General features: G+C 42.6%; 5 protein-coding genes. 4 read left to right on the forward strand and 1 reads right to left on the reverse strand.

Annotated elements, in window-relative coordinates:
• Positions 1 to 6 precede the first annotated feature (6 nt).
• Genes HED67_RS15585 through HED67_RS15600 form a run of 4 tightly spaced genes read left to right on the forward strand, consistent with a single transcriptional unit; the run spans position 7 to position 14,743 of the window.
• Entirely contained in the window at positions 7 to 8,175 is an 8,169-nt protein-coding gene (locus HED67_RS15585) for an SNF2-related protein (protein ID WP_330656595.1), read from the forward strand.
• A gap of 54 nt (positions 8,176 to 8,229) precedes the next feature.
• Positions 8,230 to 13,590, forward strand: a complete 5,361-nt coding sequence (locus tag HED67_RS15590) for a DUF3849 domain-containing protein (protein WP_221718843.1) — start codon at positions 8,230 to 8,232, stop codon at positions 13,588 to 13,590.
• Positions 13,587 to 13,838, forward strand: a complete 252-nt coding sequence (locus tag HED67_RS15595; RefSeq protein WP_004613327.1) for a transposon-transfer assisting family protein — start codon at positions 13,587 to 13,589, stop codon at positions 13,836 to 13,838. The genes HED67_RS15590 and HED67_RS15595 overlap by 4 nt, the downstream gene beginning before the upstream one ends.
• Positions 13,835 to 14,743: a YodL domain-containing protein gene (locus HED67_RS15600; protein WP_004613328.1), complete on the forward strand. Its 909-nt coding sequence runs from the start codon at positions 13,835 to 13,837 to the stop codon at positions 14,741 to 14,743. Before HED67_RS15595 ends, HED67_RS15600 begins: the two co-directional genes overlap by 4 nt.
• Positions 14,744 to 14,836: 93 nt before the next feature.
• Here HED67_RS15600 and HED67_RS15605 read toward each other — a convergent pair whose 3' ends face one another.
• Entirely contained in the window at positions 14,837 to 16,639 is a 1,803-nt protein-coding gene (locus HED67_RS15605) for a hypothetical protein (protein ID WP_096241061.1), read from the reverse strand.
• Positions 16,640 to 16,932 lie beyond the last annotated feature (293 nt).

Consider the following 16,932-nt stretch of genomic DNA (forward strand, 5'->3'; position numbering starts at 1 on the left):
AGCGATATGTCGAAATTACAGGACATCCGGGATCTGGCACAGGAACATGCTGTATCAGTGAGCGGTTCCCCCAGAGACTGGATGGATTATATGAACACAGCATCAAGGTTATACCGTTATTCTTTTTCAGACCAGCTTCTGATCCATGCACAGCATCCGGAAGCAACGGCCTGTGCATCACTGGAATTATGGAATGAAAAGATGTTCCGATGGGTGAACCGTGGTGCAAGGGGAATCGCCCTGCTTGATGAAACAGGGCAGCATACCAGACTCCGTTATGTGTTTGATATTTCGGATACCCACATGGTAGCCGGGGGCAGAAGCCCGTATCTGTGGCAGATGCAGGAACACCAGAGAGAAGAGATCCTCACCCATCTGGCAGAGGTCTATGCTCTGGAAGAAAAAGATACAGCAACTTTGCAGGATGCATTGATGGCAGTCGCAAGGGAAATGGTCAGTGATAATCTGGAGGAATACCTGGACGGATTGGAATATGCTGTAGAAGGTACTTATCTGGAAGATCTGGATGAGGTGACGATCCGCAGTGATTTTCGTCAGCTGGCAACAGACAGTGTTTACTATCTGCTTTCCAGGCGATGTGGGCTTGACCCGATGGAACTTCTGGAAGAAGAGGACTTCATGCATATCACAGATTATAACCGTCTGTCTGTTCTTGCCTTCCTTGGAAATGCGGCAAGCCAGCTCAGTGAGAGTATTTTGATTGATATTGGAAAGACCGTACATAAAATTTCTCTGGAAGAAGCGAGAAAAGAGGTTGAAAATTCCAATGAAAGGAATTATAATAACTTTATCACGTTAATGCGTAAAACTAAAAACCGTGATGCAGAAACGAAAAAAGAAGAAAATATTGAAAATGAAGGAGGAACCGATTATGGAACTGACATATCATCGCAAGGGAGATTACCTGTTTCCGAATCTGACCGTAGAGGAGGAAGAAGTGACGATAGGGAAATACGGGATGCTTCGGAGGAGATTCCTGAAGGAACACAAGAACAGCCTTTATCAGAGCCTGTTCCTGACAGGAAAGCTGAACAGCCATCTGGCAGAAATCGAGAAGGCAGCACAGGAGAGGATGGACAGCCAGATGGAGAAATTGCTGAAGAACCATCCGGCACCGGACAAGGAAGCAGACCCGATGGCCTGGACAGCACATATGAACGCACTGATGGCAACAGCGGAAGAGAGCATCTTGACGGAATTGGTATACAGCTAGTTGAAGATACAAGAGAAGATGGACTGAGTAAAGCAGAGGAAGAAATTGCCTCTGCTTTATCTTTGCCCGAATATCCAACTGCAAATGAACAAAGACGGCAGATCGAGGAAAGAGCAGCAGCCCTTTATGCCGGAGAAATCCCGATTCCAGAAAGCGTTGTCGATGATATTTTACGGACAGGAGGAAACCGGGCGGGCAGTCAACTTCGTATCATCTATAATTTTATGAGCGAACAGGCCCCGGAGGAATATACGGAGTTTGTGAAGCGTGAATACCGCAAAGGTGGAAAAGGCTTTCAGATTGATGGAAGTGAATATTCGGTCTGGTTTGATGAAACCGGGATGCAGATCGTAGTGGGGCATACGGTCACAGACCAGATTTTAGATAAGGCATTTTTATCATGGGAAGATGTCAGCGGACGTATCCATCAGCTTTTAGACCAGGGTGAATATGCACCGCAGTCTGTATTGGATGCAGCAAGAAACAATGCAGTAAAAGAACATGCACAGGCTCTTGCCTATATGAAAGGGGATATGGCAGAAGGGGTAGCCGAGATTGTTTTTGATGAGGAGGATTTACCACATCTTCACAGTATCTATCCGGAGATCACGGATTATCTGGAAGAAAAGCTGGAAGATCCACAGTGGCTTTCGGAACTGAATGAAAGACTGGATGCACTGGCAGAAGCCTATGAAGAAAATCATTCTATTATGCGTTTCCATCATTATAATCCTATAAATATCTCAAAGCAGTTTCAGAAGTTTGCGGATGAGGTGATTCCTTATCAGGCTAGGGATGGCTTTGCCTGGAAAGAACATCCGATGTTCATTACACAGGATGAGATTGATGCTTATCTTGCAGGAGGTGGAGCGTATTCGCAGGGCAGGCTTAGGACGTATTCCTTTTATCTGCTGCATGAAGATGAAAGATCGAGGACAGGTTTTATCAAGGAACAGTATGGAATCGGTGGAAGCAGTCATGCACTGTCTGGTGCCGATGATTCACACGCAAACTATGATGGAAAAGGATTATTTCTTGCAAGAGGTGCTTATGGGAATCCATATACGTCAATTATATTATCCTGGAATAAAGTTGCAAATAGAGTAGCTTATCTGATAAAGAATGACCAGTTCTTGCAGGCAGAAGATTATGCTCGTATGCCGGAATATGAACGGGAGCAGATGGCAAATAAGGTACTCCGTTTTTATGACCGTCTTCCGGAAGAGATGGACAGACCATTTACGGAGGACTTCTTCTGGGAAAAACCAAGAAAAGAAATGATGGCAGTTTTAGAGAATCCAGAGCAGACAGAAGAACTGTTACAGAATATGGATGCAGCATTGGCAGCTCTTCCATTGGATTTTGAAGCGTATGGGACAAACTATCAGCAAAAAACAGAACTTCTTTCGGAACTTCATCAGTATGCAGAAGGAACCTATACGATATTCCCGACACCAGAAGCAGAACCATTCTTTACAGAACCGTCAGGGCACCAGATGACCATGTTTGATTTCTTGGATACGAAGGCAGTGGCAGAACCGACCGTAGTCGATATGTCAGATGTGGAGGAAATAGAAGAGGAAGAGGTTACTGCCGAAGAATCTATTCTGGAAAGTCAGGAACAGGAAACAACGAAAGATTCTGAGGGACAGGAACCAACTGAACCAGAAGAAGAGACAACAGCTAAAACCGCAGAAGAACTGGCAGAGTCCTGGGATGAGGGTGTTTTTGAGTATCAGGGGTATCACTTTGAAGCAGTAGGGGTATTGCCGGAAGGACTAGAGGGAAAAGATCTGGTTGCACAGACCCGTTCCAATACAGAACTTCATCTGTCGACCTATCATACAGAAGATTTCCCTAAATATTCGTATGATGAGTTTTATGCAGTCAGCAATGCACCAACTGCCGATGTGTTCCGGTGCCTGGAAACCGGACGCAATTATATTCCCGGAGAAAATGAACTGTTTGGATATGAAGGAGAATTCCAGCCATATTTGAAACCGGAAGCAGAAAAGATTGTAACAGAACCGCATAACTTTCGGATTCAGGATAATGACCTTGGAGCAGGCGGTCCGAAAGCAAAGTATAAAGCAAATATGGAAGCCATCCATTTGTTACAGACTTTGGAGAAAGAAGAACGTCTGGCAACACCCGAAGAACAGGAAATCTTATCCCGTTATGTTGGCTGGGGTGGTATCCCACAGGCATTTGAGGAGAGTAACAGCAGCTGGGCGAATGAGTATCTGGAATTAAAGAATACTTTATCGCCGGAAGAATACAGTGCAGCAAGGGCATCGACCTTAAATGCTTTTTATACGTCCCCGACCGTGATCCGAAGTATGTATGAAGTACTGGAAAATATGGGACTGAAACAGGGAAATATTCTGGAGCCGTCCTGTGGTGTCGGTAACTTTATGGGACTGATCCCGGAGAGTATGGGCAAAGCCAATATGTACGGTGTGGAACTCGACCCGGTTTCGGGAAGAATCGCAAAACAGCTTTACCAGAAAAACAAGATTGCAGTACAGGGATTTGAGGAAACCAGTTATCCGGACAGCTTTTTTGACTGTGTGATAGGCAATGTTCCATTTGGGGCGTATCAGGTCAGTGACCGCAGATATGACCGGCATCATTTTATGATCCATGATTATTTTATTGCAAAATCCCTTGATCTGGTGCGTCCAGGCGGCGTAGTTGCAGTAGTAACTTCCAGTGGAACGATGGATAAGCAGAATCCGGCAGTGAGACAGTATATCGCAAACCGGGCAGAACTGCTTGGAGCCATCCGATTACCGAATAATGCGTTCCAGAGAAATGCCAATACCAGCGTTGTTTCTGATATTCTGTTTTTCCAGAAAAGGGACAGGGCATCCATTGAGGAACCGGAATGGTTAAATTTAAAGGAAACACCGGAAGGCTATTCGGTCAATGCTTATTTTGCAGAGCATCCGGAAATGGTGCTTGGTGATTTTACTACAGAAAGTACCCAGTACGGAAAGCAGGAAGTGACCGTAAAACCAAAAGAAGGAATTACCTTAGAAGAACAATTAAAAGAAGCTGTCCAGAATATCCATGGTACGATCACGGAACTGGAACTTTCGGATACAGAGTTGGAGGAGGATGTTGTCTCTATCCCGGCAGACCCGAATGTAAAGAATTTCAGTTTTACCGTAGTGAATGATGAAGTCTATTACCGGGAAAATTCTGTGATGAACCGCATGGATCTTCCGGCTATGACAGCGGAACGTGTTAAAGGGCTGGTGAACATCCGTGATATTACGAATGAACTGATCCAGTGCCAGATGGAAGAGGAAAGCGATGAACAGATCACAAAGCTGCAGGGAAAACTCAATGAAGAATACGATACCTTTACAGCAAAATATGGTCTTATCAGCAGCAATGCCAATAAGCGGGCATTTAGTCAGGACAGCAGCTATTGTCTTTTGACTTCTCTGGAATTTCTGGATGATAAGGGAGAACTGAAACGGAAAGCGGATATTTTTACCAAAAGGACGATCCGCAGGGCAGAAACGGTAACTTCCGTGGATACTGCCAGTGAAGCACTTGCGGTTTGCATTGGTGAGAGGGCAGGCGTTGACCTTTCCTATATGGCACAGCTTTCAGGGAAAACAGAAGAGGAGCTTACAGAAGAACTGGCAGGGGTGATCTTTAAGAATCCGATCGGTGAAAAATGGGAGCCGTCGGATGAATATCTTTCTGGAAATGTGAGGGAGAAACTGCAGATCGCAAAACAGTTTGCAGAAGATCACCCGGAATATCAGGTGAATGTGCAGTATTTGGAGCAGGTACAGCCAAAAGATCTGGATGCATCAGAGATTGAAGCAAGACTTGGGGCAACCTGGATCTCCGAGGATTACATTACACGGTTCATGGCAGAAACATTCCATACACCAAGATATTATGTAGGGAGCAAGGTCAAAGTCCAGTATGCCGAAGTGACCGGACAGTGGAATGTTATGGGAAAAAATGTGGACAGCTACGGAAATGCCCTTGTTACTTCCACATATGGAACACAGAGAGCCAATGCCTACCGCCTTTTGGAAGATGCCTTAAACCTTAGAGATACCAAGATTTATGACACGGTACAGGATGCCGATGGGGAACACCGGGAATTAAATCGGAAGGAAACGATGCTGGCACAGCAGAAGCAGGAGCTGATCAAAGAGGAATTTAAGGAGTGGATATTTAAAGACCTGCACCGACGGGAAGATCTCTGTAAAATTTATAATGAACGATTTAACAGCATCCGTCCACGGGAATATGATGGAAGCCATATTCAGTTTGTCGGCATGAACCCGGAGATCACCTTGATGCCGCATCAGAAAAACGCAGTGGCTCATGTGCTGTATGGAAATAATACGTTACTGGCTCATTGCGTAGGAGCAGGAAAGACGTTCCAGATGATCGCAGCCGGTATGGAATCAAAACGGCTGGGACTCTCACAAAAGAATCTTTATGTTGTGCCAAACCATCTGACCGAGCAGTGGGGCAGTGATTTCCTACGTCTCTATCCGGGAGCAAATATCCTGGTGGCAACGAAGAAAGACTTTGAGCCGGCAAACCGAAAACGGTTCTGTTCCCGTATTGCGACAGGGGATTATGATGCCGTGATCATCGGCCATACGCAGTTTGAGAAAATCCCTCTTTCAAGAGAACGGCAGATTGCCATGCTGGAAGATCAGATCGCAGATCTTACGTTTTCCATTGAAGAAGCGGCACATCAGGCAGGGCAGAATTATACCATCAAGCAGTTGGAAAAAACAAAGAAGAGTCTGCAGGCGAGGATGAAGAAACTCAATGACCAGACCAGAAAGGATGATGTGGTAACTTTTGAGCAGTTGGGTGTAGACCGGCTGTTTGTGGATGAGAGCCATAGTTTTAAGAACCTTTTTTTGTATACAAAAATGCGGAATGTGGCGGGTATCTCACAGACGGATGCACAGAAAAGTTCGGATATGTTTATGAAATGCCGGTATATGGATGAACTGACAGGCGGCAGAGGAATCACCTTTGCTACAGGTACTCCTGTATCAAATAGTATGACCGAGCTTTACACTATCATGCGTTATCTCCAGTATGACACACTCATGCGTATGGGTATGGGACACTTTGATTCCTGGGCGGCAACGTTTGGGGAGACAGTAACCGCAATCGAATTATCACCGGAAGGAACGGGCTATCGTGCGAAAACACGGTTTGCCCGTTTTTTTAATCTTCCAGAGCTGATCTCCATTTTTAAGGAAGCTGCGGATATTCAGACATCGGATATGCTGAATCTTCCTGTACCGGAAGCAGAGTTTATCAATGAAGTCTTAAAACCAAGTGAAGAACAGCAGGAAATGGTCAGTGCCTTTTCGGAACGTGCGGAAGAAGTAAGAGCCGGTCTTGTGAATCCAACGGTGGACAACATGCTCAAGATTACCAATGACGGAAGAAAATGTGCATTGGATCAGAGGCTATTAAATGAACTCCTTCCGGATGCAGAAAAAAGCAAGGTCAATACCTGTGTGGAAAATGCTTTTCAGGTATGGGACGAGGGAAAAGCAGATCGGACAACACAGCTGATCTTCTGTGACTTGTCTACTCCAAAAGGGGATGGGACTTTCAATGTATATGATGATGTCCGAAACAAACTGGTTGCCAGGGGAATCCCGAAAGAAGAGATTGCGTTTATCCATGAATACAACACGGAGACAAAGAAAGCAGATTTGTTTGCAAAGGTACGGGCCGGGCAGGTGAGAATCCTTATGGGTTCCACTCCAAAACTCGGTGCTGGTACAAACGTACAGGACAGGCTCATTGCCCTCCATCACCTTGACTGTCCGTGGAAGCCGTCTGATCTGGAACAGCAGGAAGGACGTATTTTAAGACAGGGAAACCAGAATGACAAAGTAAAGATATTCCGGTATGTGACGGAGAACACTTTTGATGCGTATATGTGGCAGATTTTGGAGAATAAGCAGAAGTTCATCAGTCAGATCATGACCAGTAAATCCCCGGTCAGGGCCTGTGAAGATGTGGATGATACGGCACTGTCCTATGCAGAGATCAAGGCACTTGCTACAGGCAATCCGTACATTAAGGAAAAAATGGATCTGGATGTGCAGGTGAGTAAACTGAAACTCTTAAAGGCAAACCATACCAGTCAGATTTACCGTCTGGAATCCGATATTGCAAAGAATTTCCCGGTACAGATCAGTGCATTGAAAGAGCGGATTGCCGGGATGCAGATAGATTCCCAGGTAGTAAAAAGCGTGGATTTACAGGATAATGACACGTTTGCCATGACAGTAGGAAATGTCCTTTATGAAGATAAGAAAGAAGCAGGCGAGGCATTGATCGCTGCCTGTGCAGGACTAAAAACCGTTAGCACCGGTGGAAAGGTCGGGGAATATCATGGGTTTACGTTATCTGCTTCCTACAATATGTTCTCCAATGCATTTGAACTGACGGTCAAAGGGAAATGTTCTTATAAGCTGGAGATCGGAAAAGACCCGGTAGGAAATATGCAGCGTATCCATAACACCCTTTTTTCCATTGACAGGAAGCTGACGGAAAGTGAGCAGAAATTGGAAACCGTACAACAGCAGCTTGCGACTGCACAGGAAGAGGTAAAGAAACCATTCCCGAAAGAAGCAGAGCTGAATGAAAAGATGGAACGGTTATCCGAGTTAAATGCGTTGCTGAACATGGATGAAAAGGGCAATGAGACGATTATGGCAGATGAGGATATTGGCAGAGAAGGAAGTAGCACAGATAGCAGGGATGCTGTAGAAGAAAAAGAACTTCCGGAAACAGCAGACAGAATCCATAAGCCGTCTATTCTGGAACGCTTAAAGCAGGAGAAGGCACAGCAGAATACAGCGGAACAGCCACCTGTACAGAAAACTGCAAAGAAAAAACACGAACAGGAGTTATAAAAGATTTCCCGTCAGAGTTTTCTCTGGCGGGGACATAAAATGGAGGGTTTGTTTATGGCAAATAATATAGAGAAACAGTTAAAGGAAATATCGGAACGGCTGGAACAGGGCGTAAAGGAGATTTTTACTTCGGAACGATATACGGAATATTTGAATACCATGTCCAAGTTCCATAATTACAGTTTTAATAACACCCTTCTGATCACCATGCAGAAACCGGAGGCTACTCTGGTGGCAGGGTATCAGGCGTGGCAGAAGAAATTTAACCGCCATGTAAAGAGAGGGGAAAAAGGAATCCAGATCATCGCACCGGCACCCATCCGTGAGAAACAGGAGATTGAAAAGATTGACCCTGTAACAAAAGAGCCGGTGATCGGGGATGACGGTCAGCCGGAAACAGAGATCGTGGAGATGGTCATTCCAAGGTTTCGTGTGACAACGGTATTTGATGTCAGCCAGACAGAGGGAGAGCCGATTGTAGAGTTGGAAGTACCGGAACTTACCGGGAGTGTACAGTTTTATGACACGTTTATGGAAGCATTGCAGAACATTTCCCCTGTGCCAATCCGCATGATGGAAATAGAAGGGGAAGCAAAGGGGTATTATCATCAGACAGAAAAGTATATCGCAATTCAGGAAGATATGAGTAATCTCCAGACCATGAAAACCGGAGTACACGAAGTAAGCCATGCATTGCTGCATGACCGGGAGGTAATGGATGCGGAAGGGATTTTAAAAGACCGGATAACCAAAGAAGTGGAAGCAGAAAGTATTGCCTATATTGTCTGCAACCACTTTGGTCTGGATACTTCCGAATACTCTTTTACCTATATTGCCAGCTGGTGTGAAAGCAAGGATATGAAAGCACTCCGGGCATCTATGGATACCATCCGGAAAACGTCTGCGGAAGTCATTGAGAATATCGAGACACAGATGCACGAGCTGGAAATGGAAAGACCAGTTCGGGATACTTTTCATAAGGAAGATTTAATTCTGCATCTTTCAGGCAGTATGGGTTCCGAGTTTACTTATGATCTGATCGAAAACATGAGCAGGGAACAGTTAGAGCAGAATGTGGGGGAATACGTCCGCCTTCTGGAAAGTGGTGAGATAGAGGAAAATGAGAAACCACTGGAAAGTTTTCTGGAAGAAAAAGGTGCTGCCGTCACACCACTCTATGACAGCAGTGGGCACGGAGAGAACTATCCGATTGATTTTTATGATGTGGAATATGATGCTGACACAGGCGTTACTTATTTTTCTGACCTTTCTCCGAAAGATCAGGCAGAGATGCTGGTGCAAAAAGCAGAGTTTCCAAGAAATATTTTTTCGGAAAATGAAAAGGCATTTGTAAATGAATATGCAGAAACCTTCCCTGGACAGGTGGAAAGACTGAATGACCTGGTATGGGATATGAGGGAATCTTACGATGAAGCCGGTTCAAAGCTGGTGTATGAAGTGATCCAGGCAGCAAGGGCGAACTTCCCAGCGAAAGAGCCGGAAATTGCAGAAGAAACAGCCATGCAGTATGCCCACCGTCTGATTGAAACAGCAGAAGCTGCCAATACGGGAGATTTCACAGATTCCCAGAGAAATCTTATTGTGAATTTTGCATATAAGATGGATGATAAAGACGAAGTGCTTGGACTGGTGAACCGTATGATGACTGCAATCCGCAGACCGGGAAGTGAATATACGAGAAGCCTTATGAATGAAATACAGGCACAGATTGACAATTTCCCGGATGGCATGGTTGGTTTTACAGAAATGCACGAGGCAGGAATCCAGTTAGACCATATGCTTCCGCTTACGAAAGACCGTGCATATGAATTGTACCGTGGAGGGGCAGAAATTTATGTGTTACATGGAAATCAAGAGAATCCACAGCTGGCAGAATCAACACTTGTAGACACAGAAGATGCAATTCTTGGATATGACGGTATCTTTGGAATCACAGAAACAGAATGGGAAGTGCAGAAAGAAAGAGAAATATCTGCTACAAAACAGGAAGCACTGGAACAGCAGAGTGCAGAAAAGATTGATGAGACACTTCTTCTGCATGGAGAAAGCGGAAGGTTTGCCATTTATCAGATGGATAGTGGGGATGAGCATACTTATCAGTTTATGGGAATGGAATCCGCAAAGAGTCTGGGATATACCATTGACGGAAAGGATTACCGGATGGTTTATGCAGCACCATGGATGCCAACAATCACGTTAGAAAATATATTTGAACGCTTTAACATTGACCGACCGGAAGATTTCCGTGGTCATTCTTTATCGGTAAGTGATGTGATCGTGATAAACAGGGGTGCAGAGATTACAGCCTATTATGTAGATTCTTTTGGATTTCAGGAACTTCCGGAGTTTGTCCAGCAGAGAATGAACATACTGGAACATAATTCCGTCAGGGCATATCCGCCAGTTTATAAAGGAACATTGGAACAGGCAATGGGAGAACGGGATGTGGATGCTTATCTGGATTCGAGAAAGTTAAACATGGACTGCAAGAAAGCAATCGAAGAAGCTATCCGGGAGAATTTTGACGGGCTGCACTTAAAGCAGAATGCAGCAAAAGAAGTCGTGGAACGCTTTGGGGAAGAACGTATGAATTTTGTTATGGCAAATACCATCCAGGAACTTTCCCATGATGGAAGATTCTCCAGACAGAACAAAGACTGGGCGGAGCATATCGAAGTCCCGGAAAATATCAGCCGGGGCAGAAATCTGAACCTGGATTATGTGATCGAAAGCCACCCGGCAGTTTTAGATGGGTTTATCGACATGGCAAGAGCTGAGATCCGGATGCAGAGGATAGAACAGGCGATAGGAGAAAACGAAGTGACGATTACGGCAGAGACAAGAGGGTATGAAGCAGAAGGACATAACGGAACATGGCATACGGTTGATGAAAAGGAATATGCCGGGGAGAAGTTTTTCTTAATGGAACAGGATGAATTTGGCTCCGATGTGGCAGGCATTATCGTAGCAGAAAATGGACAGCTTGTAGCGGAGGACTTATGGAACGGGTTTGACGCAGGAGCATTGGAAGCAGTTTCAGAATATTTGCAGGAAAATGGAACAACACTTTATGACTTGACGGAATTCCCGAAAGATTCTGTTGTAACCCTGCGGAGTGGACAGACACTTACAATCGAAGAAATACAGGCAGTACAGAAAGATACCTGGGAAGAAACGATGGCAGGAAAAAATGAATCTGGAACGGATGTCCGGTTTAATTTTCATGCAGTCAGTGAGGTGCAGCTGCCGGAAGGCATAAAGTTAAAAATGCCAGAGATTCATTACGTTGATAATTTTTATGTGATGGAAGATGTAAATGCAGAGGGTGTAGTAAAAGTAAACCGGTATGAATCACTGGATGAAGCGATGCAGGAATATTTACGTCTGCCAAATCATCAGAAAAAAGTGCTTGGTATCCAGAATACGGAAACGATGCAGGAAAGCATGGATTTTATCCGATGTGAAAACGGGATAGATCGGCTGACCCATGCGTATAAACAGATCGGAGGGTGGCTGAATCCAGAAATATATGAAGTGGTAAATAAAATGGAAAACATGCTGGACTGGAATGAGGTACAGATTGCATATCAGATTGGAAAACAATACTTTACAATCCAGACCGCAGAAGATGGTTATGACTATACATTTTATAATGAAGATTATCAGGAGGATGATGGAGGAATCTATGACAATCCGACAATCTATGTAGATGAAGCTGCCAGTGATATTTTAGAAGATAAAGGGTACTCACTGGAAGATGCAAAAGTAGTGGATTACGAAGATCTGATGGCAGATGTGGAAGAAGTTCAGGAAGAACAGATGCAGCGGATACAATTAGAAAAGAACTGCCCGGCAAGTATTTTTGAAGGATTTCGCAGGGAAGAAGCAATGCAAACCTATGAAGGAATCGCAATGCAGTTTACCAGGAGTAAAGGGTATCTGACCATACAGGCAACAGAAGAAGGATATTCGTTTATTTTTTATGACTCTGATCTGCATGAAATCCAGGGTGGTGATTATGATAATCCAGACGCATCCATTCAGGAAGCTGCTTATGAAATCCTTAAAAGTGAAAGAATGGATGATGTGGAATGTGTCAAAGTGGATTATAAAGAATTTGAAGAAATGACGATCCAGCACTCTAAAGATTTATTGCAGGAGGGGGAACTTCGTGCGACTTCTGAGATTGGAAGAAATGAACTGGCATTAAACAGTCTGAGCAGGGCAGATGTTGAAAGAGGTGTCTTGTATCATGCACAGGCAGTATTAGAAGATATGGGAATGGAACAGGAGGTAGAGCTGCTTGCTGCAAGAGTGTATGGTTCCAGAAGCAGACAAGACCTTTACCGGGAAGATTCTGACCTTGATGTGGTTCTTTCCTATAAAGGTGATATTCGAGAAGATAGCTTTTTCAATGCCTTAAATGAATCTGGTATAGCGATGGCAGGAATTAAGGTGGATATTAACCCGATTGCAGAGGAGCGAATCACTCTGGCAGAGTATATAAAAGAATCCGAAAAATATCTTGACCAGCAGGAGATTAAAAAGCTCGCTGTGGACCTGGATAATTTTAGCTATGACGTTGATACCTATGAGTATAACGATACAGTTGAAAATAGAGAAGAACAGGTGGAAAAACTCACGGAGGATATTTTGAATAAGAAAACAGAAACTATCAAGGACTGGCTGCTTGAGGTATCCGAGGAATCCGATATAGACAGCGATGTTATAACTGCCCGTTCTTTACTTTCCCGTCTGGAAGATACAGAGCGATTTTCTATTTTTGACAAACAGCCGGAGCAGGAACAGCCAGAAGCCACGATCAGTTTTTATGTCGCAGAGTGCATGGAGTTTCCGGTCATGGGAGAGTACCATAACAACCTCACTTTAGAAGAAGCCATTAAAATATATGAGAGTATCCCAGCAGAGAGACTGCATGGGATTAAAGGAATCGGATTTGATCTGCAAGATGGTGATGAAAATTATTCCGGAGAATATGAGTTGATGAGTGCAGACCGGATACGGCGTGATCTGATAGATATGATTCCACACTATAAAGAAAGCCCTCTGGTGCAGAAAGCAATCGCAGACATGGAAAAGTATCTGGATGAAAAGCATGGAATTGTAAAGGAAACGGAACATACGACAGAAACAGTAATAGGAAGTGGACAGAAACCTTCTGCGGTTGCGGCAGACAGAAGGGCAGAGCAGGAACCGGTATCTGTAAATCGGAGCCAGCCACAAAAGGCAGAACCTGCAAGCAGAGCAAAAGGTGAAGTGAAGAAATCTGTGCTGCAGTCTTTAAAAGATTTTCAGGCAAGGGCAAAAGCACAGGAGCAGAATAAGACAACGGAGAAATCCAAGACACATAAGAAGGGAGAAGTGGAATTATGATGGATCTGGCGATGAACTTTGATGCGGATGAATGTTTAGTAACAGCAATGTTTGATAAAGGAAACAGAAATGACACGATGGAGGCAATCGATCATATCATTCCTTTTCTGAAAGGCGATGCAGATATGATCGGGCTTGTCTGCAATACCATAAGAAAACTGTTCTGCATGAGCGATGAAGGATATGAGGTTTTTCTTATGGATCTGGAAGAATATAAAATGGAACTGGAAGAGGAGGATGAAGAATGAATACAAGTCAGTGTGCAGTATATCAGGTAAAAGATACCCCAGAGTACCGGGATGTCCGTTTCCGTTCTTACGAGAAACTGAAAAGCGAAGGAAGAACAGTCCAGGTAGAAAACTATCAGCAGGTGTATATTGGAAGAATCCAGCCGGGGGAAACTCCGGCTGATATTAAACTCCGTTTACAGAAGCAGCGACCGAAGAACTTCAAAGGTCATTCCATTGGTTGCAGTGATGTGATCGTCATCACCGACGATGGAAAAACCACAGCTTACTATGTCAACAAAGATGGTTTTATCATCATTCCAGAATTTCTCACAATCAAAAGTTCTTCCGATACCAGACTTTCCATTGATACAACCGGGTACGAAATCGAAGGAAAGAAAGGAACATGGCTTGCACAGGATTACATCCTGATGAACGAGAAGAAATGGTTTCTGATGGAGCATGAGGAGTATGGAACAAGAGCAGCCTATGTGATTCTCAGTGAGGAAGGTGCCGTAGTCATGAATGACTGTTACAATGGCTTTGATGAAGAAGCCAGACGGAACATCCAGAACTTCATGCAGCAACAGGCAGAGCAGGCACAGCAAAAACAACAGGAAATGCAGGCACAATCCCAGATCAGACAGCAACAATCTGGAGAAACACAAAAGAAGAAACCAGAGCTGGCAAACTGGCAGAAGGTCATGGATAATGGAGAATATCTTCGCAGTGCAGAGATGGCAGAAGAAGCCAACTACAATATGATTGATGGACTGATGAACAACATTCCAAGGAAAAAAGATAAAAATGCTCCACGAAGATCGGTACTGAAACGACTCCGTAATCATCAGAAGAAGATAGCCAGTCAGAGAAAAGGACAGCCACAGAAGGAAATCGAAGAAGAAATGGAGAGGAAGAAGAAATAGTTTTTAAGAAGTGGATGTTACTGTAACTTTTAGTTAAAGTAGCATCCACTTTTTAGATAATGTATTTTAAAGATGAATCTTAATATTAAAATACTATTCAATGAATAAATATTTTGGTCGTACAATGCGATAGATGTCTTCAGGAGAAAGGGTTTCTGAAGCAATCTCGGAAGAAGATTTCTTCTTTTTCTTTTTGATATCTGGCGATAATTTTTTATTATAGTCTTGGTAGGTGGCATCTACAGAAATTAATATATCTGTAATGCTATATAAATTGTTTTTTTCCTGATAGTATAATATCGTGGAAAGTACAGAGTTAACATAGCGATACAATCGAAAGCTGATATACTCCAGGGAATCGTCAATATCCTTTGTAGAATGAATTAGTTGATTTCGGAGACGATAAATATAATTTAAATCATGCTTAATACCGTCAAAATATTCTTGAATTGCCTTGCTTGTTTTTTCTGGCTCAGTTAAAAGCATAATTATTTCACGACATTCTCGCTCAAGGACAATATGGAAAGAAAGCTCAGATAAAATAGCACTATATTTATTTACATCACTTAGATAAGCAATTACTTTTGGGGTAGAATAATCTTTTTCAGTGACCTGACAATTCATTATAAAATTTTGTAAAGTAGGATATTTCTCAGCATAATCCTTTTTGTTAGACATACAATAAGTAAGTCGTGCCCAAAATATATTAAGTTTATTTTTTAGATAGAACAATCCAAAAACTTCTGGAACAACAACGCGTGCTTTTTCTATGATTGTAAAGCGTGGAAATGAATATAAAATATATTCAAGGGATGACCAAAAGTTAAGAAAACGGTTTTGAGTAGTCAGCGATTTGGCAGAATTAAGAGTATAAAGTATTCGTTCCAAAGTTCTAATATTGTTGCTGCCAAGATCATTTCGCAACTGTAAAAAACGTTCCAACTGTTTTTTATAGTTTGCGTCAATATGGTTAAGCATTTTTATGGGATCAATGCTGTTTAAGCTGATTTTATGAAAAACCGTGTCTTCTTTCCAATAATACCATAAATCATCGCGAATACAATTGGTTGTGCTTTGCCACATATCAAACAGTTCTGTAACGGATTGGAATTCTTTTTGAGCTAAGTCGATTGCTTTGAATTCATCTAAAGCTAGATACTCTTTACTGGCAATTAAGGTATCGTTATTTATATGAGGTATCCCTAATTCTTGGTTAGTATGGATTTCAAATTGCTGTTTTATAAGATTAAGTGCCAGTTCCTTCTGCGTCTGGCTTGAAATTTTAAAACAGATATGAATAGAAAAAGGTATAGGTTTTCTGTCAAATTCGTTAAGATTCTGTATAGTTTTTTCAGCATCATTATGTTCTAGAAATTCTTGCTGCTGTCTTTTGAAAAAATCTAAAATATGAGACATAGAATGTCCTGCATATAATAAATCACTAATAAGAGCCTCCATTAAATAATCCATGCCTTTGAATGTGGTTTCTGTGAGTAAGCATTGAATATAACAATTTATGAGATTTTCAGCTTCCAATTTCTTTTTTAAAGCTACAATGCTACGGTGAATGTTATGAAGTTCTTTATCGCGAGCTTCATTTGCAAGATTTATGAGCTGATGTAAGTGAGAAAAATCATTTTGGTATAAATCAAGCTTATGAAAAGGATGTATTTGCATCTGGTAATCCAGTCCTTCTAACAATCCTTCGTATGAGCGTTTTAGTTTGGTTGGGTCAAGGGATGCCCTAAGTTCATCATAGGTGCTGATACAGATACCCATATATTGCAATAAACTTTCTGTTCGCTTTTCTTCAAGTGTGTGGAAAGAATTATGTACCAAATCTCGTATTTTGAAAATAAAATATTTTCTGCTATCTGCTTTGTTCTTTTCTAACATAAGTGAGACCTTTTTTCCTTTCTTTTATTTGAAATTTATCTTGACAAATTAAAATTTATCGACTAAGATTAAGATAGATTGAGATACATGAGCAAGAAACGGGCTACCTGGGTAGTACCATTTTGTTTACTGTATCTTTTTATTTATGTATAAAAGGTGTTGATACCACATAATATATTTATAGAGGAAGGTGCATATTTCTGAGGCCAGGCTGTCTGGGCAGTTCTCCCTTTAATACTGCATCTTCTTTTTAATTATATCATACTGTAAATAAGAAAAACATCAATGTTTTT

Origin of the sequence: Pseudocoprococcus catus (assembly GCF_019734885.1) — a bacterium.
GTDB classification, from domain to species: domain Bacteria; phylum Bacillota; class Clostridia; order Lachnospirales; family Lachnospiraceae; genus Coprococcus_A; species Coprococcus_A catus.

Bases quoted from the DNA above. Each gene is read 5' to 3' on its own strand.
- HED67_RS15595 (WP_004613327.1), top strand. From the start codon at position 13,587: ATGATGGATCTGGCGATGAACTTTGATGCGGATGAATGTTTAGTAACA.
- HED67_RS15605 (WP_096241061.1), bottom strand. From the start codon at position 16,639: ATGTTAGAAAAGAACAAAGCAGATAGCAGAAAATATTTTATTTTCAAA.
- HED67_RS15585 (WP_330656595.1), top strand. From the start codon at position 7: ATGTCGAAATTACAGGACATCCGGGATCTGGCACAGGAACATGCTGTA.
- HED67_RS15600 (WP_004613328.1), top strand. From the start codon at position 13,835: ATGAATACAAGTCAGTGTGCAGTATATCAGGTAAAAGATACCCCAGAG.
- HED67_RS15590 (WP_221718843.1), top strand. From the start codon at position 8,230: ATGGCAAATAATATAGAGAAACAGTTAAAGGAAATATCGGAACGGCTG.